Origin of the sequence: Nonomuraea sp. NPDC051191, assembly GCF_044455665.1 — a bacterium.
Classification (GTDB): domain Bacteria; phylum Actinomycetota; class Actinomycetes; order Streptosporangiales; family Streptosporangiaceae; genus Nonomuraea.
The window spans coordinates 123,526-146,819 of the sequence record NZ_JBITEZ010000003.1; the positions used below are offsets into that span (position 1 = coordinate 123,526).

General features: G+C 71.8%; 21 protein-coding genes and 2 tRNA genes. 14 read left to right on the plus strand and 9 right to left on the minus strand.

The features are described 5' to 3' along the window. The first annotated feature begins 172 nt into the window (after positions 1–172). Both ACIA8R_RS08960 and ACIA8R_RS08965 read left to right on the plus strand, forming a co-directional pair. The gene (locus tag ACIA8R_RS08960) at positions 173–682 is read left to right on the plus strand and encodes an integrase core domain-containing protein (protein WP_364104052.1); all 510 of its coding nucleotides are present in this window, start codon (positions 173–175) and stop codon (positions 680–682) included. Positions 683–736: 54 nt separating this feature from the next. Then, positions 737–2,227 (plus strand): tyrosine-type recombinase/integrase, encoded by a 1,491-nt coding sequence (locus ACIA8R_RS08965; RefSeq protein WP_397037503.1) that lies wholly within the window; start codon positions 737–739, stop codon positions 2,225–2,227. A 208-nt stretch (positions 2,228–2,435) separates the two neighbouring features. Here ACIA8R_RS08965 and ACIA8R_RS08970 read toward each other — a convergent pair. Together ACIA8R_RS08970 and ACIA8R_RS08975 are read right to left on the minus strand one after the other, a co-directional pair. Next, positions 2,436–2,509, minus strand: a tRNA-Arg gene (locus ACIA8R_RS08970). Positions 2,510–2,563: 54 nt separating this feature from the next. Beyond that, on the minus strand, positions 2,564–3,298 hold the full coding sequence (locus ACIA8R_RS08975) for a ZIP family metal transporter (RefSeq protein ID WP_357699384.1): 735 nt from the start codon (positions 3,296–3,298) through the stop codon (positions 2,564–2,566). Between the two features lie 589 nt (positions 3,299–3,887). On the opposite strand from ACIA8R_RS08975, the gene ACIA8R_RS08980 reads away from it, so the two are divergent. Together ACIA8R_RS08980 and ACIA8R_RS08985 are read left to right on the plus strand one after the other, a co-directional pair. Continuing rightward, on the plus strand, positions 3,888–4,685 hold the full coding sequence (locus ACIA8R_RS08980; RefSeq protein ID WP_357699382.1) for an aminoglycoside phosphotransferase family protein: 798 nt from the start codon (positions 3,888–3,890) through the stop codon (positions 4,683–4,685). Then, entirely contained in the window at positions 4,669–5,607 is a 939-nt protein-coding gene (locus tag ACIA8R_RS08985; RefSeq protein ID WP_397037505.1) for a cobalamin biosynthesis protein, read from the plus strand. Before ACIA8R_RS08980 ends, ACIA8R_RS08985 begins: the two co-directional genes overlap by 17 nt. A gap of 24 nt (positions 5,608–5,631) precedes the next feature. On the opposite strand, the gene ACIA8R_RS08990 is transcribed toward ACIA8R_RS08985, so the two are convergent. The 4 genes from ACIA8R_RS08990 to ACIA8R_RS09005 form a co-directional block, all read right to left on the minus strand. After that, positions 5,632–5,868 carry a hypothetical protein gene (locus tag ACIA8R_RS08990; protein ID WP_357699378.1) on the minus strand — a complete coding sequence of 79 codons (237 nt, stop codon included), beginning with the start codon at positions 5,866–5,868 and terminating at the stop codon, positions 5,632–5,634. A gap of 85 nt (positions 5,869–5,953) precedes the next feature. Beyond that, positions 5,954–6,754 carry an exodeoxyribonuclease III gene (locus tag ACIA8R_RS08995; protein ID WP_364084424.1) on the minus strand — a complete coding sequence of 267 codons (801 nt, stop codon included), beginning with the start codon at positions 6,752–6,754 and terminating at the stop codon, positions 5,954–5,956. 165 nt (positions 6,755–6,919) lie between these two features. Then, on the minus strand, positions 6,920–7,891 hold the full coding sequence (locus ACIA8R_RS09000) for an inositol-3-phosphate synthase (protein ID WP_397037508.1): 972 nt from the start codon (positions 7,889–7,891) through the stop codon (positions 6,920–6,922). A gap of 7 nt (positions 7,892–7,898) precedes the next feature. Continuing rightward, complete coding sequence (locus ACIA8R_RS09005; RefSeq protein WP_397037510.1) at positions 7,899–10,379, minus strand: ATP-binding protein; 2,481 nt, start codon at positions 10,377–10,379, stop codon at positions 7,899–7,901. An 82-nt stretch (positions 10,380–10,461) separates the two neighbouring features. Between ACIA8R_RS09005 and ACIA8R_RS09010 the strand changes: the two genes are divergently transcribed. Continuing rightward, positions 10,462–11,562, plus strand: coding sequence for an MFS transporter (locus ACIA8R_RS09010; protein ID WP_397037512.1), 1,101 nt, complete (start codon positions 10,462–10,464; stop codon positions 11,560–11,562). Here the strand turns inward: ACIA8R_RS09010 and ACIA8R_RS09015 are convergent. After that, the gene (locus ACIA8R_RS09015; protein ID WP_357699368.1) at positions 11,531–12,157 is read right to left on the minus strand and encodes a hypothetical protein; all 627 of its coding nucleotides are present in this window, start codon (positions 12,155–12,157) and stop codon (positions 11,531–11,533) included. The two genes, ACIA8R_RS09010 and ACIA8R_RS09015, sit on opposite strands and share 32 nt — an antisense overlap. 17 nt (positions 12,158–12,174) lie before the next feature. Here ACIA8R_RS09015 and ACIA8R_RS09020 point away from each other — a divergent pair, with 17 nt between their 5' ends. Next, complete coding sequence (locus ACIA8R_RS09020) at positions 12,175–12,357, plus strand: hypothetical protein (RefSeq protein ID WP_357699477.1); 183 nt, start codon at positions 12,175–12,177, stop codon at positions 12,355–12,357. Here ACIA8R_RS09020 and ACIA8R_RS09025 read toward each other — a convergent pair. Beyond that, positions 12,333–13,892: an ABC transporter substrate-binding protein gene (locus ACIA8R_RS09025; protein ID WP_357699366.1), complete on the minus strand. Its 1,560-nt coding sequence runs from the start codon at positions 13,890–13,892 to the stop codon at positions 12,333–12,335. The two genes, ACIA8R_RS09020 and ACIA8R_RS09025, sit on opposite strands and share 25 nt — an antisense overlap. 161 nt (positions 13,893–14,053) lie before the next feature. On the opposite strand from ACIA8R_RS09025, the gene ACIA8R_RS09030 reads away from it, so the two are divergent. Continuing rightward, entirely contained in the window at positions 14,054–15,946 is a 1,893-nt protein-coding gene (locus ACIA8R_RS09030; protein WP_364084442.1) for a nitrate- and nitrite sensing domain-containing protein, read from the plus strand. Continuing rightward, positions 15,939–16,295, plus strand: a complete 357-nt coding sequence (locus ACIA8R_RS09035) for a DUF742 domain-containing protein (RefSeq protein ID WP_352328721.1) — start codon at positions 15,939–15,941, stop codon at positions 16,293–16,295. Before ACIA8R_RS09030 ends, ACIA8R_RS09035 begins: the two co-directional genes overlap by 8 nt. On the opposite strand, the gene ACIA8R_RS09040 is transcribed toward ACIA8R_RS09035, so the two are convergent. Next, positions 16,273–17,679: an MFS transporter gene (locus tag ACIA8R_RS09040; protein ID WP_397037514.1), complete on the minus strand. Its 1,407-nt coding sequence runs from the start codon at positions 17,677–17,679 to the stop codon at positions 16,273–16,275. The genes ACIA8R_RS09035 and ACIA8R_RS09040 overlap by 23 nt on opposite strands. A gap of 73 nt (positions 17,680–17,752) precedes the next feature. Between ACIA8R_RS09040 and ACIA8R_RS09045 the strand changes: the two genes are divergently transcribed. From ACIA8R_RS09045 to ACIA8R_RS09070, 6 genes are all read left to right on the plus strand, one after another. Further along, positions 17,753–18,214: a MarR family transcriptional regulator gene (locus ACIA8R_RS09045; protein WP_357699360.1), complete on the plus strand. Its 462-nt coding sequence runs from the start codon at positions 17,753–17,755 to the stop codon at positions 18,212–18,214. Positions 18,215–18,337: 123 nt separating this feature from the next. Further along, positions 18,338–18,410: transfer RNA gene (locus tag ACIA8R_RS09050), tRNA-Met, on the plus strand. Between the two features lie 25 nt (positions 18,411–18,435). After that, a complete protein-coding gene (locus ACIA8R_RS09055; RefSeq protein ID WP_397037515.1) occupies positions 18,436–18,870 on the plus strand; it encodes an RpiB/LacA/LacB family sugar-phosphate isomerase in 435 nt (144 codons plus the stop codon). Positions 18,871–18,880: 10 nt separating this feature from the next. Then, a complete protein-coding gene (locus ACIA8R_RS09060) occupies positions 18,881–19,105 on the plus strand; it encodes a hypothetical protein (RefSeq protein ID WP_357699355.1) in 225 nt (74 codons plus the stop codon). An 85-nt stretch (positions 19,106–19,190) separates the two neighbouring features. Beyond that, the gene (locus ACIA8R_RS09065) at positions 19,191–20,354 is read left to right on the plus strand and encodes an amidohydrolase (RefSeq protein WP_397037517.1); all 1,164 of its coding nucleotides are present in this window, start codon (positions 19,191–19,193) and stop codon (positions 20,352–20,354) included. Positions 20,355–20,381: 27 nt separating this feature from the next. After that, positions 20,382–22,952 (plus strand): Tex family protein, encoded by a 2,571-nt coding sequence (locus ACIA8R_RS09070; protein WP_397037519.1) that lies wholly within the window; start codon positions 20,382–20,384, stop codon positions 22,950–22,952. The last annotated feature ends 342 nt before the right edge of the window (positions 22,953–23,294 follow it).

Here is a 23,294-nt window from a genome sequence, read left to right on the forward strand (position 1 = left end):
CTTTGTCACGGAAGGCTCAGAGCGGCGCTAAACAGGGCAGAGCGTATCTTCGTGTCGATTCATTCCGCAAGATCTTGTTCTGGCACGCAAGGCTCACAAAGAGTAACAATGCATTCTTTTGGTATTTTTAGAGAGAAATACCGTAGCGGTGCGACCTATATTTCATCTACACATGGAGCACGGCACCCGACGACTGCACCTCGCCGGAGTAACCGCCCACCCGACCGGGGCATGGACCGTGCAGCAGGCCCCCAACCTGGCAATGGACGTGAGTGACCGCATCGCCAGGCTGCGATTCCTGATCCACGACCGGGATCCGCTCTTCACCTCCACCTTCAGGCAGGTTTTCGAAGCCGAAGGGCTGCAGATCATCACAACGCTGTCGCGGACGCCGAGGATGAACGCCATCTGCGAGCGCGTCATCGGCACCCTGCGCCGTGAACTCCTGGACCGGATCCTGATCCTCAACGAACGCTACCTGGCCCTCGTGCTCCAGGAGTACCTGATCCACTACAACCGGCACCGGCCGCACCAATCCCGGCAGCAACCCCCTGGACCTCACAACGCCCACCCACGACGTGACCGACCTCAACGATCAGCGAACCGTCCATCGAAAACCCGTCGTAGCCGGCATGATCAGCGAATACCACCACGCCGCTTAACCACAGCTCAGGACAAGTAACTCAATATTCGAGCGGCACACGCACCGAGCCCGGCCGGGCCACTTCATTCGACGTTGCGTCGCGGCCCCCGGAATGGGATCCGCGCTCCAACCACGCCAGCGCCATCCACGGACGAGGGTCATGGTGCTCGGCGGGCGCTCCAACCTGTACACCACTCCCTGCATGCTGCTCCGACCGCCCGACAAGACCAACTTTGCGGCATCCTCCTCGATGACCTGCTGGCGCTGGCCGATCCGCGCGAGCCCGCCACCCGCACCCAGATCGCCGACCTGATCAAGCGCACGCTGGCCGAGACCGACACGCTCCCGACGCTGGAGACGGTCCGCCGCAAGATCAAGACCGGGCAGCATCTGACCCAGGAGATCACCGTCGAGCAGTGGCTGACCGAGTTCCTGCACCGCAAGCGGAGGATCGAGGAGACCACCCGCCGCTCCTACGAAAGCCACATCCGCCTCTACCTCACCCCATACCTGGGACGGCTCAGGTTGGATCAGCTCAAGGTCAGCGACATCGCGTTGATGTTCGAGCAGATCGAGGAGTTCAACGACACCATCGCCGAACGCCGCACCGACCCCGACCCGCAGGTGCGCCAGAGCGTCAAGTTCCGGCGGCCGATCAGCATCGCCACCATGCACCGCATCCGCGCCACTCTCCGCCACGCGCTAAACATGGCCATGCGCCAGGACCGGCTGGTCGACTTCAACCCCGCCGCCGTGCTGGAGATGCCCGCCCATGTCCGGCCCAAGCCATTGGTGTGGACCGAGGACCGAGTCCACGCCTGGCAGCAGGACTTCCGCACCTACCGGCAGGCGGAGAAGCAGCGCCGAGGCGGGCGGCGAGTCGATCCCCTCGACGCCTACACCAGCGTGCCGCGCCCCTCCCCCGTCATGGTGTGGACACCCGCCCAGACCCGCCTGTTCCTCGAAGAAGCCCGAGCCCACCGGTTGTTCGCCTTGTATCAGCTGATCGCGCTGCGCGGGCTACGGCGCGGCGAGGCATGCGGGCTGCGGTGGAAGGAGGTCGATCTCAACGGCCACAGTCTGACGGTGAACTGGCAGCTGGTGCAGCTGGCCTGGCAGGTCCACGAGGGCACACCGAAGACCGACGCCTCGGTACGCACCATCGCCCTGGACAGCGACACCGTCCAAGTGCTGCGCGCCCACCGGCAGCAGCAACTGCAGGAACGCTTGGCCATGGGGGAGGCGTGGATCGACTCCGGGTTCGTGTTCACCCAGCCCGACGGCACCCGCCTGCACCCCCAGCACGTCTCTGATCAGTTCCTGTGGCTGGCCTACCTGGCGGGCCTGCCACCCATCCGGCTGCACGACCTCCGCCATGGGGCCGCCTCGCTGATGCTGGCGGCCGGGGTGGAGATGAAGGTGGTGCAGGAAACGCTGGGACACACCTCCAGCGCGTTCACCGCCGACACCTACACCTCCGTCTACCCGCAGGTGGCCACCGCCGCCGCTGAGAAGACCGCGGCCTTGCTGTTCGGCAAGGAAGACCAGACAGTGGCGGGGAGAGTCGTCTCGTTGAGGAGCTGACAGTCGGATTAGGCATCCGGCCCCGCGTTCGCCGCCTGCTCGCGGCGAGGCGGGGCCGCTACTCTTGCCGCACAGGCTCGGAGATGCCGGATGATCATGGTGTGTGCAGGGTTGGTGCAACCGAGCACGCACGGAGCACGCAATCGCTAGACGAAAATTCTAGAACGCATCCGATTCCGCATAGCCGCAGGTCAGGCCATGAGCAAAGCGCGCCCTGCAGGATTCGAACCTGCGACCGTCGGATTAGAAGTCCGGTGCTCTATCCAGCTGAGCTAAGGGCGCTCCTGCCTTATTGTGCATGATCCGGCGACTTGTCACGCACACGTTTTGGTCGTGTCAGGCAGACAGGGCGATCACCAGCCACATGAAGAGGGTTCCGGAGACCGTGGCGGCCAGGGTCCAGCCGGTGGCGCGTCTCGTTGTGTGGGCCTCGGGGAGGATGTCGGAGATGGCCAAGTAGAGGAGGAAACCGGAGAAAAGGCCCAGGTAGGCGGTCAGGATGTGGGCCGGGATGGTGATGAGGAAGGTCAGGGTGGCGCCGATCACGGGGGCGAGGGCGTCCAGGGCCAGGAGGGTGAAGGCGCGGCGGCGGGCGTTTCCGTACAGAGAGGTGATCGTGTACGTGTTGAAGCCGTCGGTGAAGTCGTGGGCGATGACGCCAATGGCGACGGCCACGGCGAGGGAAGCGTCCGTCTGGTAGGAGGCGCCGATGGCGGCGCCGTCCAGGAGGCTGTGGATGACCAGGGCGGATCCCGCTGTGACGCCTACGCCGGCTCGGGCGTGGCGGTGGGCGGCGTAGTCGCCTTCGTGGGCGTCGTGCATGCCCATGGAGCGTTCGACGATGTGGATGCCGAGGAACGCCAGGGCGAACATGAGCATCGGGAGCGGCACGCCGAGGACTTCGACGGCGTCCCGGGTGAGGGCTTCCGGGAGGAGGTCGAAGGCCACGACGCCCAGCATCACGCCTGCGGCGGCGCCGAGTACGAGGTGGCGGTTGTTCTTGACGCGGTCGGCGACCAGCCCGCCCAGCAGCGTCATGAGGAAGGCCGCCAAGGAGAGCAGGATGGGCACGGTTCCTCAGGCTAGGGGGTGGGTGGGGGCGGGGGGTGGTGCGACACTCGGCCTGCGTTCCAGGCCACGCGCCGAGGGGCAGGGCTGGGCAGGGGCAAGCGGGGCGCGGTGGCCGTGCGTCACGCATGCCTCCCGCGGTCGGGGCGCCGGTCGGGGCCAAGGTGCCGATCGCGGTTGGGGTGCCGGGTGCCGGTCGGGGTTGGAGCTGCCGGTCGAGGTCAAGGGGCCGGTCGGGGTTGGGGTGCCAAATACCGGTCGAGGTCAAAGGGCCGGTTCGTCTCGGATGCCCCCGTGGTCGGGAGGGCCGGTTCGTCTCGGACGGCTCCCGCTGTCGCCGGGGCTGTTCGTCACGAACGTGCCCCCCTGTTGAGGTGCCGGTTCGGCGTGGATGGCCCTCGTGGTTGTGGCGTCAGGGGTGGGGACGGCATGGAGGTGGCGAGCTTGCAGGGGCGGGCATCGCCGGGCCAGGCCGATTCGGAGGCGAGGGAGGAAAAGGAGGTGGAAACGAGGGAGGGAGGCAAGGAAGGGGCCGGTGGGGTGGGTGAAAGGGCAGGCGGCGGTGGGGCAAATGGGGCTAAGCTGTTGTGGCATGGTCGCGACGCTCCTGCATGAGATTCCCCTGCAGGGCGGGGACGTGACAGACGGGGTGGTGCGCGTCGGTGACACGGTGCGCAGGCCGGTCTGTCCGGCCACGCCCGCCGTGCACGCCCTGCTCAGACACCTTGAGGCAGCCGGGTTCGGGGGTGCGCCGCGGGTCCTGGGGACGGACGGTTTAGGCCGCGAGATGCTCACCTACGTCCCGGGGCGGAGTGGGTTGTGCCTGGCGAGTTCGACCGACGGGTTCCTGGTCGAGCTGGCGATGCTGGTAAGGGAGTTCCACGACGCGACCGCGGGCTTCCCGCTCGACGCCGGACGATGGGAAGGCGGCTCGAACGACGACCGCGCGCCGGAGATCATCGGCCACTGCGACCTGACGCCCGACAACGTGGTCTTCCATCAGGACGGCGACACCACCGCGGCCCCCGTCGCGCTGATCGACTTCGACCTGGCCCGGCCCACCACCCGCCTGTTCGACATCGTGACCACCCTGCGCCACTGGGCCCCGATCGCCGACCCGGTCGACCGTCCCCCGCTCCAGCGCAACGTCGACGTGGGGGCCAGGATCCGCCTGTTCTGCGACGCGTACGGCCTGCCGCCCCGCGAACGACGACGGCTGCTCGAACTGTCCAGGCTCCGCTTCCACCGCTCCTACGACGTCATGCGCACCCGTGCCACGGCCGGCGGCAACTGGGCCAAGATGTGGGCCGGCGGCGCGGGGCAACGCATCCGCCGGGCGGCAGCCTGGCTGGATGTGCACGAAGATGAGCTTCATGCCCATTTGGTATGACCCGCTAGGTCTCGCGCTCGGTGTCGCACTCGATCAGGTTCTCGGTGATCCGCGCAGCTCAGCCCACCCGGTCGCCCTGTTCGGACGGGCGGCGGCGAAGCTGGAGGAGTCGTCGTACGGCGACACGAGGTGGCGTGGGGTGGTTCATGTCGGGATCTGCGTCGGAGGCGTGACCGCCCTGGGCATGCTGGCTCAGCGCAGCGGCGACCGGGCCGTCCGTACGGCGGTGACGGCGTTGGCCACGTGGGCCGTGCTCGGCGGCACGACCCTCGCCCGCGAAGGCGTGCACATGGCCGAGGCCCTGGAGGCGGACGATCTCCAGCGGGCCCGGGACCGGCTGCCCCACCTGTGCGGGCGCGACCCGTCGCGGCTGGAGGCGTCCGAGCTGGCCAGGGCGACGGTGGAGTCGCTGGCCGAGAACACCTCCGACGCCGTGGTGGCCCCGCTGTTCTGGGGCGCGGTGGCCGGCGTCCCGGGGCTGCTGGCCTACCGGGCGGTCAACACGCTGGACGCCATGATCGGCCACCACTCCCCCCGCTACGAACGGTTCGGCTGGGCCGCGGCCAGGCTCGACGACGTGGCCAACTACGTACCGGCACGCGTGACGGGCCTGCTGACGGCGGCGCTGGCGGCCGACCCCGTCCAGGCGCTGCGGGTGCTGCGGCGGGACGGCCACCGCCACCCCAGCCCGAACGCGGGCAGGTGCGAGGCCGCCTTCGCCGGCGCGCTGGGCGTCACCCTCGGCGGCACGAACGTGTACGGCGGGCGGACGGAACACCGTCCCACGATGGGTGACGGCCCCAAGCCGGACGTCAAGGACATCAGGCGCGCCGCCCGGCTCACCCGCGCGGTCGGACTGGCGGCGGCGGGGCTGGCCGTGGTCACCGCTTGGGGCCTGCGCCACCGCCGCCGTTCCGGATAATCGCGGTAATCGGCTGAATGGCGGTCAGCTCATTATCCGATTGAGATTGATCGCGAGCCAGATGACGAATGCGGCGACCGCGGTGACGGCGACGAGACCCTTCACCGCGTTGTGCGCGGTCTCCCGTCGCACCGTCACCTGCCTCTGCGTTTGCTTCCAGGCCTGCCTGAGCATGATCATGTTCTGGAAGCGGCGTCCCAGCGCGAACAGGGCCAGCCCGATGAGGACGAACAGGATGACCCGACCATCGGCAGGTTCCACGACACGGCCCCCTTTTTCAGCGTGAAGAAGGTGTGCCCCCGCACATTTGGTCACTCACGATACTCGTCTTGCTGCTGTTTGTTGATTAAATTATCGCGTCGAGATCCACCACGATGGGCGCGTGATCCGAGGGGCCTTTCCCCTTGCGCGCCTCGCGGTCGACGTACGCCGACCGCACCCGTTCGGCGACGTCGGCGCTGGCGTACACCAGGTCGATCCGCATGCCCTTGTTCTGGTGGAACATCCCGGCCCGGTAGTCCCAGTACGTGTACGGGTGCGGCCCCTTCATCGGCGTCGGCACCACGTCGCGCAGCCCGAGGTCGAGCAATTCGGCGAGCGCGCGGCGCTCGGCGGGGGTGACGTGCGTGGAGCCGACGAACAGCGCGGGGTCCCAGACGTCGGCGTCGGTCGGCGCCACGTTGTAGTCACCGCAGGCCACCAGCGGCGAGCCCAGCTCCTCGGCCAGCGCGTCCCGCAGCGCGGCGAACCACTCCAGCTTGTACGCGTAGTGCGGCGAGTCGAGCGCGCGGCCGTTCGGCGCGTACAGGGACCAGACCCGCAGGCCGCCGCAGGTCGCGCCGATCGCGCGGGCCTCGGGACGGGCGGCGCCCACCCCGTCGAGCTCGGCGAAGCCGGGTTCGCCGGGGAAGCTCCGCGTCACCTCCTCCAGCCCCACCCGCGACAGCACCGCGACGCCGTTCCACCGGCCGTCGCCGTGGGCGGCGGCGGCGTAGCCGAGCTCGCCCACCTCCGCCACGGGGAACGACTCCGCGGGACACTTGGTCTCCTGCAGGCAGACGATGTCGGGCTCGGTCGCGGCCAGCCAGTCGAGCAGGCGCGGCAGCCGTGCCTTGACCGAGTTCACGTTCCAGGTCGCAAGGCGCATCCCCCCAGCCTGCCACGGCCGAACCCGGCGCCCGGTGTCCGGTGTCCGGTGTCCGGTGGCCGGTGGCCGGTGGCCGGTGGCCGGTGGCCGGTGGCCGGCGTCCGGTGGCCGGCGTCCGGTGGCCGGTGGCCGGTGGCCGGTGGCCGGCCGCCTTCGGCGAAAGTGTCAGACCGCCTTCATGAGAGGGGCCGAGATCTCGCGCAGGAAGCCGCCTTCGCCCGCGTCGAGGGCGGCCTTGGCCTGGCGCACGGCGTCGAGGACGTTCCCGGCGGCGCTCGGCGAGTCCTCCACCACCATGCGCAGCTCCACCTCCAGCGGGGAGCCGCCGAACCCCTCACCCTCCAGCCGGATGAACGCGATCTTGCGGTCGTCGAGGAAGGGCAGGTACTGGGCGCCGACGTGGGTGGAGGTGCCGGCGCCGGTCGCCTTGGTGGCCCGCTTGCCCGCCATCCTGGCCGGGTCCTGGAGGTTGACGAAGTCCATGTTGCCCCCGGCCAGGAGCTGGTAGCCGTCGTGCAGGCGCACCCCGCTCGCGGTCAGGGCGTCGACCAGCGCGCGGTGCACGAGCGTGGCGCCGAAGGAGCTCTTGAGGTCGTCGCCGAGCAGCGGCAGCCCGGCCGCGGCGAAGCGGTCGCGCCACTGCTCGGAGCGGGCGAGCACGGCGGGCATGCAGTTGACGAACGCGCAGCCGGCCTCGATCGCGGCCTCGGCGTACAGCTCGGTGGCGCGCTGGGCGCCGGTGGGCAGGAAGTTCACCACGACCTGGGAGCCGGTCTCGCGCAGGTGGGCGGCCACGTCGGCGACCGTGGCGCCGCCGGTCGGCTCGACCAGCTCGGCCGAGCCCTCGCCCACGCCGTCGGCCAGGACGCCCTCGCGCACCGGCACGTCCAGGTGGGGCACGTCGGCGAAGCGGCGCGAGTTGTTCGGCGGCGCCCAGATCGCCTGCGACAGGTCCAGGCCGAGCTTGGCGCGGCCGACGTCGAAGGCGGCGGTGAAGCGCACGTCGGAGACGGCGTATCCGGCGCACACGGGGTTGAGCAGGCCGGGGGCCTCGCCGTCGCGGTAGTACTCGACGCCCTGCACCAGGGACGACACGCAGTTGCCCACGCCGACGAGGGCGACGTTCACGGTGGTCATGCCGAGTTCATATCAGGCCGGTCCGGCGGGCCAGCGCGGCGGCCTCGACACGGGAGGCGGCGCCTAGCTTGGCCATGATGTTCGACACGTGCACGCCGGACGTCCTGGCCGAGATGAACAGCCGCTCGGCGATCTGCCTGTTGCTCAGGCCCTCGGCGACCAGGCCGAGCACCTCCAGCTCGCGGGCCGACAATCCCGGCGTCGCGGACAGGGCCACCCGCGTGGTGGCCGCCGCCGCCTCCGCCTGCCGGCGCAGGGGCTCCGCGCCGAGCGCGGCGGCGATGGCCAGGGCCTCGCGCAGCGGCTCGCGGGCCCGCGCCGGGTCCTGCTCGGCCGCCCTGACCAGCGCCTGCCCCAGCCCGTACGGCTGCGCGACGGCCCGCCAGGCGGCCACCGCGTCCGCCCACGAGCCGCCGAGCTCGGCCTCGAACGTGGCCCGGTACGCCTCCTGCACCCGCCCGACGGTGGACAGGCCGGGCGGCGCGGCGCGCACCCGTCCGATGCGGGCCGCGAGGGCCAGCAGCGGCCAGGCGTAGCGGCGGCTGCGGGTGAGGTCGTGCTCCGACAGCACGTGGTCGACCAGCCGCCGCGCCCGGTCCAGGTCTCCCCCGGCCTCGGCGAGGCGGAGTTCGAGCAGGTCGGGCTCCAGGCAGGAGTCGTAGCCGCGCGACCGCCCGCGCATGAGCGGCCTGGCCTGCGCGAGCAGCGCGTCGGCCGCGGACGCCGAGCCCTCCCGCACCGCGACCGTGCCGAGCACCAGCAGGATCCAGGCGCGGTGGATCGGCGGCGGGTCGAGCGCGAGCGCGGGAGCGGCCACCTCGCGGGCCTCCCGCCAGCGGCCCAGCGAGGCGAGCGGTTCGGCCAGGTTCGCTGCCAGATGGGCGCCGCGCGAGCGGGCCAGGCCCAGGCGGGCGGCCTCGGCGATGCCGCGCCGCGCGACCGCCTCGGCCCTGGCGTGCTCGCCGGCGGCCTCCAGCGCGTCGGCCTCGCCGGCGTACGACACGAGCAGCGTATCGTCGTCGGGCGCGCCGACCCGGGCGCGGGCGTACAGGGCGGAGGCGGTACCGAGGTCGCCGTCGAGCGCCGCGAGCGCGGCCAGGGTGGTCAGGGACCTGGTGTCGCCCAGCTCGTACGCCTCCTCGGCGCGGACGCGGGCCTCTCCGTCCCGGCCGTGCCAGGCCAGCGTGCACGCCAGGGCGCCGAGCAGCCTGGACTCGCGGGGAGCCAGGCGTACGGCCTCGCGCAGGTCGTCCAGGCCCTCCTCGCCGTGCAGGTCGCGGACGGCGACGCGCAGCTCCAGCAGGTGGGCCGCGCGCAGCGGGTCGACGACCTCGGCGAGCGCCCTGGTGGCCAGGTCCTCGGCGCGGTGGGCGTCGCCGTCGCGCAGGGCGTCCCTGGCGGCGTTCTCCAGCACTTCGGCATGGTCCTGGCCGTCCGCGTACGCCCACAGTTTCAGCACCAGGTCCCATCTGCGGGCCCGCCAGGCCGCCTCGAAGGCGCGCGGGCCGTCCCCGGCGGCGTGCCAGTGATCGGCGGCCAGCTCAGGCTGGACGGGGGCGCAGCGGGCGTGCAGGCGGCGGCGTTCGCCGGGGAGCAGGTCGTCGTAGACGGCCTCGCGGATGAGCGCGTGCCGGAAGACGTAGTCGTCGCCGTCCACGAGCAGCAGCCGCGCCCGTACGACCGGCCGCAGCGCCTCGTCGAGCGCCAGGTCGTCGAGCCCGGCGACCCGGCGCAGCACCTCGTGGGGCGTCCTGCGCCCGGCCACGGCGGCGATCCGCAGCACGTCGAGGCCGGGGCCCGGCAGCTTCTCGGCCCCGGCGAGCAGCAGCTCGCGCAGCGAGGCCGGGGTCGTGTCGCCCGCCTCGGCCAGCGCCTCGGCGAACAGCGGGTTGCCCTCGCTGCGCGCCACGATCGTGTCCACGTCGTCGCGGCCGAGCAGGCGGGCCACCTCGTCCCGGCCGAGCGGTGGCACCCTGACCACCTCGGCGCCGGGCAGCCGCAGCGGCTCGCGCGAGGTCACGACGACCATCACGCCGGGCCGCGTCAGGTTGCGCAGCAGGTACGCCAGCAGGTCGCGGGCGGCCTGGTCGGCCCAGTGCAGATCCTCCAGCAGGATCAGCAGGGGACGGCGCTCGGCGGCCCGCTCGACCAGCAGCAGCACCTCCTCGAACAGCCGGGCCCGGCCCAGGTCGGGCGTGTCGTCCAGCTCCCCCAGCTCGGGCAGCAGGCACGCCAGCCCCTTGCGCCCGCCGCCCGGCACGAGCCCGGCGCCGTACTCCCTGACCAGGCGGCGCAGCACGGGCACGAACGGCGCGTACGCCGGCCCGCCCGGATCGGCCCCGCCCTCGGCCACCAGCGCGTCCACCCCACCGGCGAACCGCTCGACCAGCCTGGACTTGCCGATCCCCGCCTCGCCCACGACCAGCACCGCACCGGGGGTACGGGCCCACGCGGCGGCCAGCCGGGTCAGCTCGGCCTCACGTCCCACGAACACCTCCTCATTATGAAGAGGCGGCTACGCATCATGCCCGATCCCGTCCAAGGCGGGATTTGTCATCGTCGAAGGCGTGATGACGCGTTCGTTAGGTCTGATGATGGCCGCCTCGGTGTCCGGGATGCTCGGCTTCTTCCTGTTGTTCTCCGCCGTCCCCCTCTATGCCGCGACCGGCGGCTCCGGCGCGACCGGCGCGGGCCTGGCCACCGGCGCGATGATGGCGTCCACGGTCCTCGCCGAGCTGGCCGTGCCCTGGCTGCTGTCCCGGCACGGCTACCGGGTGGCGCTGGCGCTCGGCCTGCTCCTGCTCGGCCTGCCCGCCCTGCTGCTCCCGCTGTCGGCGGACCTGCCCGTGGTGCTGGCCGTGTCGCTGCTGCGCGGCGCGGGCCTCGGCGTGCTCGTGGTCGCCGGCACCGCGCTCACCGCCGACCTGGTGCCCGCCGAGCGCCGCGGCGAAGGGCTGGGCCTGTACGGCCTGGCCGTCGGGGTGCCCTCGGTCGCCGGTCTGCCGCTGGGCCTGTGGGCGGCCGACGCGCTCGGGTTCGCGCCCGTCCTGGTGGTCGGCGGGCTGCTGCCGCTGGCCGGGCTCGCGGCCGTGACCGGCCTGCCCGCCGCCCGGCCGGTCACCGCCGGTCCGGGCGGGCGGACGGGCGGGCTGGCCGCGCCGATGCTGGTCTTCGCCTCGGTCACGTTCGCCGTCGGCGTGCTGGTGACGTTCCTGCCGCTGGCGGGCTCGCCCGGACTGGCCTCGGCGGCCCTGCTCGCCCAGTCGCTGGCCACGCCGGCGGCCCGCTGGTGGGCGGGCCGGTTCGGCGACCGCCACGGCCCGGCCACGCTGCTCGTGCCGGGCCTGCTCGCCGCCGCCACGGGCACCGCGCTCCAGGCGTGGACGGACGCGCCGGTACCGGTCGTGGCCGGGATGGCGCTGTTCGGCGCGGGCTTCGGGGTGCTGCAGAACGCGACACTGACGCTGATGCTCCGGCGCGGCCCGGCGGCCCGGGTCAGCGCCCTGTGGAACCTGGCCTACGACGCCGGGATGGGCGTGGGCGCGACGGGGTTCGGGCTGGTGCTCGGGCACACCGGCTACCGGCTGGGGTTCGTGCTGGTGGCCGCGCTGATCGCGGTGACGGTCCCGCTGGCCGTGGTCAGGCCCGCGTACGCGCCACTCCCACGGTGATCTCGTGGCCGAGGCGGCGGCCGGTCAGCAGCTCCAGGTCGTCGCCGCTCCAGAACCTGCCGGGGTCGTACCAGTTGGGACGGCGTCCGCCGGGCAGCAGGCCCATCGCCTCGTAGGTGACGGCCACGACCTCCGCGCAGTACGCGCTCTCCAGCGTGCGGTCGTTCCTGGCGCGGCGCGGGACCCGGCCCCTGGCCCAGCGGGCGGCCAGCCGGGCCGTGGACGGGAACGGGGTGCCGTCGAGCCGGGCGACCGTGCGCAGCGCCGCGTCCTCCATCTCGGGGGTGGCCTGCGGTTCGAGCTGGCGCAGCCACGGACGCTGCCCGTAGCGGTCGGCCCAGACGGTGACCGCGTCGCGCAGGTCGTGCAGCTGGACGCCGCGGTGGTGGGTGCCGTCCCACAGGTCGAGCAGCGACTTGCCCAGCTCGGCGTGCCACATCATGGGCGGCAGGTCCTCGATCACGATCGCCATGCCCACGTGGTTGACCGGGCTGTTGGTCATGGTCTGGATGGCCCGGTCGGGCACGGACCTCCCGCGGAAGATCCACAGATCGCCGGTCCTGGTCACCTTGACGGCCTCGTCGAGAGTCAGCACATCGCTAGCCTAGGCACATGCGCTGGTGGAAGATGCTCGGTCTGGCGGGAATCGCGGGAGTCGCGGCGACAGGGGTGGTGATCGCGCGCGCCGAGCGACGGCGGCGGGCGTACACGCCCGAGGAGATCAGGACGCGGCTGCGCGAGCGCGTCGAGGCGTCCTCGGCGGAGGCGGTTCAGCCGGAGGGGCGCAGCTCGTAGGCGAACACCACGTCGGGGTAGGCCGGGTTGTCGTCGTAGCCCTGCACACCGCCCAGGTAGGCCCGCTGGTACCGCACCACCCAGGGCAGCGCCGCGGCGGCCCGCACGTCGAGCACGCGTCCGGTGGCCTGCTCGTAGGCCGCCCGCGCCGCCTCCTTGTCGGTCACGCTCAGCTCGGGCAGCCCTTCGAGCAGCTCGTCCAGGGTCCTGTCGCGCAGGTAGGCGAGGTTGAACACGGGCGGGTCGGCGCTGCGGAAGACGTTGCCGAACCATGAGTAGCCGTCGGCGTACTCGGGCCACCAGTACATGAGGAAGATGTCCTGCTCACGTTTCCTGCCCTGCTGCCACTGGGCGTTCCAGGACAGGGCGCGGGCGTCGAGCGTGACGTTGAGCGGCTTCAGCTCCGCCGCCAGGCTGGTGGCCAGCAGCCGCTGGTCGTGGTCGCCCTGGGCGTAGGTCAGCCGCAGCCGCAGCGGCCGGCCGGCGGGCCCGTACCCGGCGCGGCCCAGCAGCCGCGCGGCGCCCGCCAGGTCCTGCCGGGGCTCGCGGCCCGCGACGTGGCCGGTCAGCCCCTCGGGGACGATGCCGCTGGCCGGCGCGACCGCTCCCCTGAGCGCCCTGACCAGGCCGCGGTAGTCGACGGCCTTCTGCACCGCGCGGCGCACCCGCACGTCCTTCATGGGCCCGGCCGCGGTGTTGAACAGCAGCATGGCCGTCTGGTACGAGTCCCGCTCGCTGGTGCGCACCCCCGGCGTGACCGCGGCCCTGGCGAACAGCCGGGGGCTGAGCCGGTCCACGAAGCTCACCTCGCCGCGCGCCAGCATCCGCCACGCGCGGTCGGGGTCGGGCACGACGCGGTACTTGACCGCGCTGTAGTGCGGCTTGTCCCATCCGCCCCAGTATTTGGGGTACGCCTTCAGCGTCAGCTCGTCCTCCTGGCCCGGACGCCAGGCCGCCACCGTGTACGGCCCCGACCCCGCGTCCCGGCCCGCGCCGAGCCATGAGCGCAGGTCGGGCGCCGCCTGCGTGTCGTAGATGTAGGCCGCGTACCCGGAGGAGGCCACCAGGTCCAGCGGCACGGCGTACTTCAGGGCGAAGGTGACCGTGCTCGCGTCCACGGCCCTGATGGAGGAGACGGCGTCCCAGATGTAGGACGCGCCCGCGCGGGCCTTCATCGTGCGCTCGATCGACGCCTTGACCGCCGCCGCGTCCACCGGCCTGCCGGTGTGGAAGGTCGCGCCCTGGCGCAGCGTGAACGTCCAGGTGCGGCCGTCGGGGGTCGAGCGCCAGGAGGTGGCCAGGCGGGGGGCCGACTTCTTGGTGAAGGGGTTCCAGAGGGTCAGGGTCTCGTAGACGTTCTGGAAGGCGATGAGCTCGTTGGAGTCGGAGGTCGCCGGGTCCCAGTCGGAGATGACGTCCAGGTTCTGCGCGTACACGAAGACGGACTCCGCGGCGGGGGGCCGGGGGATCTCCGCCGGGGCCGAGCAGGCCGACAGGAGTGCCAGCGCGGCGGCCGCTACGAGACGACGGCGCAACGCATCTCTCCTCTGTAACCGATTTGGGGGAAACCTACTGCAAGATCACGGACACATGTCCAAAAGTCCAGAAAAATTGGGCAATTGGGTGATCGAATTGCTATCCTCTGGGCTTGTCCCGTCCGGGGTTGCCAGCAGGGGACCGACCGGAGTGAGGTGCCATGGGTCGTAGCCGGACGATCCGCATGAAGATCATCGGACTACTACTCGTGCCCCTGACCTCCATGGTCGTGCTGTGGGGCGTCATCACCGCCGTCACCGCCGGCGAGAGCCTGGAGCTGCGTCAGTACAAGACACTCTGGACGAACCTCCGCCATCCGGCGTACAAGTTGATCAGCGAGCTCCAGCACGAGCGTCTCTCCTCGGCCAAGCTGCTGCGCCGGGCCGCCTCCCCGAAGGACGTGGCCGACCAGCGCACCCGCACCGACGCCGCCAGGGACGAGTTCAGAAAGCTCTCCAGCAGCTCCAAGGACCGATCGGAAGAGATCCGTACGCAGGTGGACGCGGTGTACACGCAGCTCGGCAGGATCGACGCGATCCGCAGTGAGATCGACGACGGCCATTCCGACCGTCTGCTCGTCGGCGAGGCGTACAACACCGTGGTCGACTCCCTCTACGGCCTGCACCGGCGCGTCGCGCTCATCAACGACATCCCGATCTACGAGCAGTCCCGTGTGATCATCGAGCTGGGCTACGCCAAGGAGCTGCTGACCAGGGAGCAGGCCATCGCGCTCGGGCCCGTCACGCCGTCCGAACGCCGGCAGTTCACCCAGATCGTCGGCAACCGGCGCTTCCTGATCGACCAGGGGCTCGGCGAGCTGGACCCGAGCCTGCGCGACACCCAGGTCTCCCTCGTCACCTCCCCCGCCTACCAGCGCATGCGGCTGATGGAGGACCGGATCATCGCCGGCGCCACGCCGCCGCGCGGCTGGCTGAGCACGACCGAGTCGATCTCCAAGACGTACGCGGAGTCGCTCATGCGGGCCAGCACGCTGCTCAACTCGCGCGCCGACCCGGTGGCCGACCAGGTGCTGTCGCGGGCGTTCATCCTGGCCGGCACGTGTTTCCTGCTGGTCATCGTGTCGATCGTGTTCTCGCTGCGGATGGGCAACCGGCTGTCGAAGGAGCTGGGCGCGCTCAGGCTCGCCGCCCTGGAGGTCGCCCAGGAGCGGCTGCCGCACGTGGTGGCCAAGCTGCGCAAGGGCGAGCGCGTGGAGATGCCGGAGTTGTCGGTGGCGACCAGCACGGTCGAGATCGGCGACGTCGGCCAGGCCTTCTCCACCGTCCAGCAGACCGCCGTCGAGGCCGCGATCGGCCAGGCGCAGCTCAGCGAGGGCGTCGGGCACGTTTTCCGCAACCTCGCCAGGCGTTCCCAGGCCCTGCTGCACCGCCAGCGCATCCAGCTGGAGGACATGCAGCACCGCGCCACCGACCCCGAGGCCCTGGACGACCTGTTCCGCCTCGACCACCTGACCACCCGCATGCGCCGCCACGCCGAGGGTCTGATCATCCTGTCGGGCGCCACCCCGGGCCGCGGCTGGAGCAAGCCCGTGCCGCTGCTCGACGTGGCCCGCGGCGCCACGGCCGAGGTGGAGGACTACCGCAGGGTCACCGTCGAGCCGATGTCCGGACAGCGCCTGGCCGGACCGGTGGTCGGCGACGTGATCCACCTGGTCGCCGAGCTGATCGAGAACGCGACCGTCTACTCGCCCCCGCACACGCAGGTCATCGTGCGCGGCGAGGAGACGGCCCGCGGCTTCGCCTTCGAGGTCGAGGACCGCGGGCTGGGACTGAGCACCCAGGAGCTGGCCGAACTCAACGAGCGGCTGGCCAGCCCACCCGAGTTCGACCTGGCCGACAGCGACAAGCTGGGGCTTTTCGTCGTCTCCCGCCTGGCCGCCAGGCATGACATCCGCGTGACGCTACGCGGTTCACCATATGGAGGGACCACCGCGATCGTGTTGATCCCGGCTGAGCACGTGGCCGATCCGGAACCGGAGGCCGACGTGAAGGAGCCCGCCCGTCCTGTGATGCGGGTGGTGCCAAGTGAGTGACGAGCGCTGGCTGGACGAGGACGCCGGTCCGATCGTCCCGGCCTACCTGCTGACCAGGGGCCGTACGGTGCCCGCGAGCGAGGCCATCGACCTCATCGCGGTCATCGTCACCGCCGGCGGGCTGACGCCTCCGGTGGGGCTCGGGCCCGAGCACCTGATCATCATGCAGAAGTGCACCAAGCCCACCCGGCTGGTGGACGTGGCCGCCGAGCTGAACCTGCCCATCGGCGTGGTCAGGGTGCTGGTCGGCGACCTGCACGCGCGGCAGCTCGTCCAGGTCGAGCTGCCGCCGCCCGCGCCGGACGCCAAGGTGCTGCTGGAAGTGATCAGTGGGCTGAAGGCGCTGTGACGGCCCGGCTGTTCAGCTTCCCGTAGACCGTGGCGAAGGCCGCCGCGACCAGCCCGGCCACCGCGGCGGTGCCGAACACCCACTGGAAGCCCAGGACGCCGGGCCGCGCGGCCAGGGTCGCGGCGATGGCCGCGCCCGCCACACTGCCGCCGACGATGCGCACCAGCGCGTTCACGCCCGCGGCCAGCGCGGTCCTGGACGACTCGACATGCTCGACGGCCATCGTGCCCAGCGCGGCGTAGCCGACGCCGAGGCCGACGCCCATGAGGGAGGAGGCCACGTACAGGGTGGCCGGGCTGCCGTGCTCGAACGCCAGCCACGCCCCCGAGAGCCCGGTCACCCCCGCGCCCGCCGCCACCATGTACGAGGCGGCGAACCGGCGCATGAGCCGCCCCGCGAACAGCGAGATGACCAGCATGAACAGGGTGCTCGGCAGCAGGAAGAAGCCGACCTGCAGGGTGGAGGCGCCGAAGCCGTAGCCGGTCACCTTCGGCACCTGGGCGAACTGCGACATGCCGGTCAGCAGCGTGAAGAACGAGAACCCGAGCAGCATCGAGGAGACCGTCGCGCCGATCGTGCCCCTGTGCACCAGCATCGACATCTCGACCAGCGGCTCGGCCACCCTGCGCTCGACCAGCACCCACACCACGGCCAGCGCGGCGGCCGCGGCGAACAGGCCGAGCACGCCGGGCGACGTCCAGCCCCACGAGCCGCCCTCGCTGATCGCCAGCAGCAGCGCGACCAGCCAGGCGGTCAGCAGCGCGGCCCCGGCGAGATCCGGACGGCCCTTGCCGGCCGGCGCCACGTCACGCACGAGGAAGGCCAGGATCACGAGGGCCACCAGGGAGATCCCGCCGGTGATCCAGAACACCAGGTGGTAGTCGCCGGCGGCCAGCCCGGCCAGGATCATGCCGCCGCCGCTGCCGAACCCCATCGTCGCGCTCAGCACGCCGATGCCGGTCGCGAGCTGCTGCCGGGGAAGCAGGTCGCGGACCACTCCGATCGACAGCGGGACCAGCGCGGACACCGCTCCCTGGAGGATGCGGGCGACGATCAGCCAGGCCAGCGACGTGGCCAGCGCCGCCATGACCGAACCCACCACCAGCAGGGCCAGGGCGCCGAGGATCATCCGGCGCCGGCCGTACATGTCGCCGAAGCGCGACAGCAGCGGCGTGGAGACCGCGGCGACCAGCAGGCTGATGGTGAGCGTCCAGCTCACGGCCGAGAGTGAGGCGTGCAGCTCGCGCTGCAGCACGGGAAGCAACGGGACCACCGCGGTGTTCTGGAGGGCGGCTATGGAAGCCGCGAACGCCAGTGAGACCACCGTGGGCCAGGGGTTGCGCATCGACGTCTCACGCGCCGCGGATGCGACGACTGTCGCCATGTCGGCTCCTTTAGATAACTTAGGTAAGTAACCGAGCAACGATGATACATACGTAAGTTAGGTAAGCAAACAGATGGGCGAAGATCTCAACAAGACGGTGTCGGCCTTCCGCCGGCTGGTCATCACGCTCAACCGCGCCAAGGCCCACGAGTGGCTCACCGAGGCCGCCGGCATCCGGCTCGACCGGCCCGACGTGCAGATCATCGTCTACCTGCTGGACGCGGGCGAGCCGCGCAGGATCGGCATGATCGCCGAGGGCCTGCAGGTGGAGAGCCCGCACGTGACCAGGCACGTCGCCGCTCTGGAGCAGCGCGGGCTGGTCGAGCGCGTACGCGACCCCGACGACCGGCGGGCCTGGCGCATCGCACTCACCGAGGAGGGGGCCGAGGTGGCTGGCAGGTGCCGCCGGATCACCACCGGCTGGTTCGAGGAGGCGCTGGCCGACTGGCCGGAGTCGGAGCGGGAAGAGCTGTCCAGGCTGATGACGAAGCTGTCTGACGATTTCTGCGAGCGCATGCGCGCCCGGTACACCTGAAAAACGCGTTGCGGGGCCGGTCGGCCGGGCGGCATGCTCGTGCCATGGTCATCCGGCGAATGCGCGTCCCGCACCCGTCCGGGGGTTCCCGCCGTTGAGATCGGCAGCCCCCGGCTCGTTCCAGGCGGGTGGGGGCGCTGGTGTGCCCGGCGGTTTCATAAGCCGCTCCAGGCGGGTTCGATCCCCGCACCCGCCACCGCGTTGCTGATAGAGATGAACCCATGCGGATCTCGGTGGCGGCGGACAGCGACGACGGAGTGGCCGGGCGCGTGGTGTCCGAGCTGCGCGGGCGGGGTCACGAGGTGCTGACCCACGGCGCACTCGACGACGGCGAACGCGACGACTGGGCCTGGGCCTGCGAACTGGCCGCCAGAGACGTCGCCGAGGGCCGGGCCGACCAGGCGGTGGTCTGCTGCTGGACGGGCACGGGCGCCTCGATCGCCGCCAACAAGGTGCCGGGCGTGCGCGCCGCGCTCTGCGTCGACGCCTACACCGCCGACGGGGCGCGCAAGTGGAACGACGCCAACGTGCTGGCCCTCAGCCTCCGTCTGACCTCCGACGTCGTGCTCGGCGAGATCCTCGACGCCTGGTTCTGCGGCCGGCCCAGCACCGATCCGGCCGACGTGGCCAACGTGGCGCACCTCGCGGAGATCTAGGCTCTGTGGCATGGACAACTTACGGTGCACGCACTGCGGCGAGGAGGGCCTCGAACCCGGGTTCGTCGCGGACCAGGGTGAGCACTCCCGGGGGTACGCCCGCTGGGTCGAAGGGGCCTTGCGGCGCGGGATCCTGGGCGGGGCCCGGCTGATGGGCCGTCCCAAGTGGGAGATCGACGCCTACCGCTGCCGTTCCTGCCACCACCTCGAACTCTTCGCCACTCGTCCCGACTAGGCCGTGCCCGCCGTCCGGGGGCGACTCACAACCCTCGCGTCCGGGGGCACGGAAATCGTCGGTGCCGCCCTCTAGGGTGCTTGCCATGACCGACGTGCTGATCCGCGGCGGGCGGCCCTGGGGGCTCGCGTTCCCCGCCGACCTGCTCGTCCGCGACGGCCGCATCCACCAGGTGGGCGCGTCCCTCGACGCGCCCGGCGCCCTCGTCCTCGACGTCACCGGCCAGCTCGTCCTGCCCGGTCTCGTCGACGCCCATTGCCACCTCGACAAGACGCTCTACGGCGGCCCCTGGATCCCTCACTCCGCCGACGACTCGCTGGCCGGCCGCATCGCCAACGACCTGGGCCGCCGCGCCGAGCTGGGCGTGCCGAGCGCCGAGCGCGCCGGCGCGCTGCTGGCCCGGATGAGCGAGGCCGGCACCACCCACGTGCGCACCCACACCGACATCGACCCTTCCGTGGGCCTGCGGGGCGTGGAGGCCGTGCGCGAGGCCGCCGCCCGCTCCCCCGTCGACGTGCGGCAGGTCGCCTTCCCGCAACACGGCGTGCTCACCAACCCCGGCACCGCCGACCTGCTGGCCGAGGCGCTCAGAAGCGGCGTCGAGGCGGTCGGCGGCCTCGATCCGGCCGGCGTCGACCGCGATCCGGTGCGCCACCTCGACCTGATCTTCGGCTTGGCCGACCGGTTCGGCGCGCACATCGACATCCACCTCCACGACGGAGGCTCGCTGGGCGGCTGGGAGCTGGAGCTGATCATCGAGCGCACCAAGGCGCTGGGGCTCGGCGGCCGGGTGACGGTCAGCCACGCGTACGCGCTGGGCGAGCTCGGCGACGCCGCCCAGGACCGCCTGATCCAGGGCTTCCTCGACGCGGGCGTGGCCGTCGCCACCGCCGCCGTCTACAGCTACCCGGTGCCGCCGGTCAAGAAGCTGCGCGCCGCGGGCGTCACCGTCGCCTGCGGCCACGACGGCGTCCGCGACCTGTGGGGCCCCTACGGCTCGGGCGACATGCTGGAGCGCGCGATGCACCTCGCCTACCGCAGCGCGTTCCGCCGCGACGAGGACATCGAGCTCGCTCTGGAGGCGGCCACCGTGGGCGGCGCGCGGGCCCTCGGGCTGCCCGACTACGGCCTGGCTCCGGGCGACCGGGCCGACCTCGTCGTGGTGCCCGCGAGCGGCCCCGGAGAGGCCGTGGTCGTTCACCCTCGGCGCACTCTGGTCATGAAGGACGGCGTAGTCCTGCACAATTGACCGGCGGGACCATCGAAAGGCAGGCAAGTGCTCTCTATACACCAGCGGATCGCGGCAGAGCTCGACGTGCGCGACGGGCAGGTGCAGGCGGCGGTCGATCTGCTCGACGGCGGCGCCACCGTGCCGTTCATCGCGCGCTACCGCAAGGAGGTCACCGGCGCCCTCGACGACGCGCAGCTCCGCACGCTCGAAGAACGGCTGCGCTACCTTCGCGAGCTCGACGAGCGCCGGGCGGCGATCCTGGAGTCGATCGAGTCTCAGGGCAAGCTCGACGACGACCTGCGCGCGCAGATCATGGCGGCCGAGACCAAGGCCAGGCTCGAAGACATCTACCTGCCCTACAAGCCCAAGCGGCGCACCAAGGCGCAGATCGCCCGCGAGCTGGGCCTTGAGCCGCTGGCCGAGAAGCTGCTCGGCGACCCCACGCTCCACCCGGCCACGGTCGCCGCGGAGTTCGTCACCGAGGGCGTGGCCGACGCCGGCGCGGCCCTCGAAGGGGCCAGGGCGATCCTGATCGAGCGGTTCGCCGAAGACGCCGACCTCATCGGCGACCTGCGCGAGCGGCTGTGGAGCCGCGGCCGGCTGGTGTCGAAGGTGCGCGAGGGCAAGCAGGAGGCGGGGGCGAAGTTCTCCGACTACTTCGAGTTCACCGAGCCGTTCACCAAGCTGCCCTCCCACCGCGTCCTGGCGATGTTCAGGGGCGAGAAGGAGGAGGTCCTCAACGTCGTGCTGGAGCCCGGCGAGACCGCCGACTACGAGCTGCGCATCGGCGCCCGGTTCGGCATCTCCGACAAGGGGCGTCCGGCCGACGCGTGGCTGGCCGAGACCGTGCGCTGGGCCTGGCGCACCCGCATCCTCGTGCATCTCGGCATCGACCTGCGGATGCGCCTGTGGCAGGCGGCCGAGGAGGAGGCCGTGCGGGTCTTCGCCGCCAACCTGCGCGACCTGCTGCTCGCCGCCCCGGCCGGCACCCGCGCGACCATGGGCCTCGACCCCGGCCTGCGCACCGGCGTGAAGGTGGCCGTGGTCGACGCCACGGGCAAGGTCGTCGAGACCGCCACCATCTACCCCCACGAGCCCAAGCGCCAGTGGGACCAGTCGCTGGCCGTGCTCGGCGCGCTGGCCCAGAAGCACGGCGTCGAGCTCATCGCCATCGGCAACGGCACCGCCTCGCGCGAGACCGACAAGCTGGCCGGCGACCTGGTCAAGCTCATGCCGTCGATCACCAAGATCGTGGTGTCGGAGGCGGGCGCCTCGGTCTACTCGGCCTCGGCCTACGCCTCCCAGGAGCTGCCCGACCTCGACGTGTCGCTGCGCGGCGCGGTCTCCATCGCCCGCCGGCTCCAGGACCCGCTGGCCGAGCTGGTCAAGATCGACCCCAAGTCGATCGGCGTCGGCCAGTACCAGCACGACCTGGCCGAGTCCAAGCTCTCCCGCTCGCTCGACGCCGTCGTCGAAGACTGCGTCAACGCGGTCGGGGTCGACGTCAACACGGCGTCCGCGCCCCTGCTCACGCGGGTGTCGGGCATCGGCGCGACGCTGGCCGAGGGCATCGTGCGCCACCGCGACGCCAACGGGCCGTTCCGTACCCGCACGGCGCTGAAGGAGGTCTCGCGGCTCGGGCCCAAGGCGTTCGAGCAGTGCGCCGGCTTCCTGCGCATCCCGGACGGCGACGACCCGCTCGACGCCTCCAGCGTGCACCCCGAGGCGTACCCGGTGGTCCGGCGCATCCTGAGCTCGGTCCAGACCGACCTCAAGTCGCTGATCGGCAACACCTCGGCCCTGCACACGATCCGGCCGCAGGACTTCATCGACGACACCTTCGGCCTGCCGACCGTCACCGACATCCTGCGCGAGCTGGAGAAGCCGGGTCGCGACCCGCGTCCGGCGTTCAAGACGGCCGCCTTCAAGGAGGGCGTGGAGAAGATCTCCGACCTGGTGGCGGGGATGATCCTGGAGGGCGTGGTCACCAACGTGGCCGCCTTCGGCGCGTTCATCGACATCGGCGTCCACCAGGACGGTCTGGCGCACGTGTCGGCCCTGTCCCGCACCTTCGTCAAGGACCCGCGCGACGTGGTCAAGCCCGGCGACATCGTCCGGGTCAAGGTGCTCGACGTCGACATCCCGCGCAAGCGCATCTCCCTGACCCTCCGCCTGGAGGACGACGTCACCCAGCCGTCCGCGGAGGGCCGCCCGCCCCGCAAGTCCGGCACCCGCCCGGAGGGCGCCCGCAACGGCGACGGCGGCGGTCGCAACGGCAACCGTGACGGCTCCGCCCCCCGTGGCGAAGGCGGCCGCAACGGCGGCGCCCGCGACGGTGGCCGGGGCGACGGCGCTCGCGGTGACAGCGGTCGCGACGGCGGTCGTGACGGTGGCCGCGACGGCGGCCGCGACGGCGGCCGCGACGGTGGCCGCGACGGTGGCCGCGACGGTGGCCGCGACGGTGGCCGTGGTCAGGGTGGTCGTGGCGACGGCGGTCGTGGTCAGGGCCGCGGCGACGGTCAGCGCGGCGGCCAGCGCCGCCAGGACCGTCCGGCTCCCATGGGCGCGATGGCCGAAGCCCTCCGCAAGGCGGGCCTCGGCGGCGACAACCGCTGACCCAGCCACTGGACGGTGGGCCGGCCACCATCACCTGACCGGCCCACCATCCAGCCTGCGCCGACATACGCCGCCCACCATGACGGCCCACCATCCAGCCTGTGCCAACCACACGCCGCCCTTGGCCCGCCACTCGACAAGTGGTCCCCTGCACCACCCCACCACCGACCGACCACCCCCACCCGCCCCACCAGCCGGTGGAGCCGACCAACGACACCGCCACGCCAGGCGCGGCGCCGGTCGAAGCGAGCCGGCCCGGCCTGAGCGGAGGGTGAGGTGGGCGGGGGTGTCGGTGGGCGGGGTGTCGGTGGGCGGGGGTGTCGGTGGGTGGGGGGTGTCGGT

What these genes read in the sequence shown, in the direction of transcription:
- ACIA8R_RS08980 (WP_357699382.1), top strand. Translation starts at nt 3,888, where the DNA reads ATGGTCGCGACGCTCCTGCATGAGATTCCCCTGCAGGGCGGGGACGTG.
- ACIA8R_RS09065 (WP_397037517.1), top strand. Translation starts at nt 19,191, where the DNA reads ATGACCGACGTGCTGATCCGCGGCGGGCGGCCCTGGGGGCTCGCGTTC.
- ACIA8R_RS09010 (WP_397037512.1), top strand. Translation starts at nt 10,462, where the DNA reads ATGACGCGTTCGTTAGGTCTGATGATGGCCGCCTCGGTGTCCGGGATG.
- ACIA8R_RS09040 (WP_397037514.1), bottom strand. Translation starts at nt 17,679, where the DNA reads ATGGCGACAGTCGTCGCATCCGCGGCGCGTGAGACGTCGATGCGCAAC.
- ACIA8R_RS09055 (WP_397037515.1), top strand. Translation starts at nt 18,436, where the DNA reads ATGCGGATCTCGGTGGCGGCGGACAGCGACGACGGAGTGGCCGGGCGC.
- ACIA8R_RS08995 (WP_364084424.1), bottom strand. Translation starts at nt 6,754, where the DNA reads ATGCGCCTTGCGACCTGGAACGTGAACTCGGTCAAGGCACGGCTGCCG.
- ACIA8R_RS09000 (WP_397037508.1), bottom strand. Translation starts at nt 7,891, where the DNA reads ATGACCACCGTGAACGTCGCCCTCGTCGGCGTGGGCAACTGCGTGTCG.
- ACIA8R_RS08985 (WP_397037505.1), top strand. Translation starts at nt 4,669, where the DNA reads ATGCCCATTTGGTATGACCCGCTAGGTCTCGCGCTCGGTGTCGCACTC.
- ACIA8R_RS09045 (WP_357699360.1), top strand. Translation starts at nt 17,753, where the DNA reads ATGGGCGAAGATCTCAACAAGACGGTGTCGGCCTTCCGCCGGCTGGTC.
- ACIA8R_RS09030 (WP_364084442.1), top strand. Translation starts at nt 14,054, where the DNA reads ATGGGTCGTAGCCGGACGATCCGCATGAAGATCATCGGACTACTACTC.
- ACIA8R_RS09060 (WP_357699355.1), top strand. Translation starts at nt 18,881, where the DNA reads ATGGACAACTTACGGTGCACGCACTGCGGCGAGGAGGGCCTCGAACCC.
- ACIA8R_RS08960 (WP_364104052.1), top strand. Translation starts at nt 173, where the DNA reads ATGGAGCACGGCACCCGACGACTGCACCTCGCCGGAGTAACCGCCCAC.
- ACIA8R_RS09020 (WP_357699477.1), top strand. Translation starts at nt 12,175, where the DNA reads ATGCGCTGGTGGAAGATGCTCGGTCTGGCGGGAATCGCGGGAGTCGCG.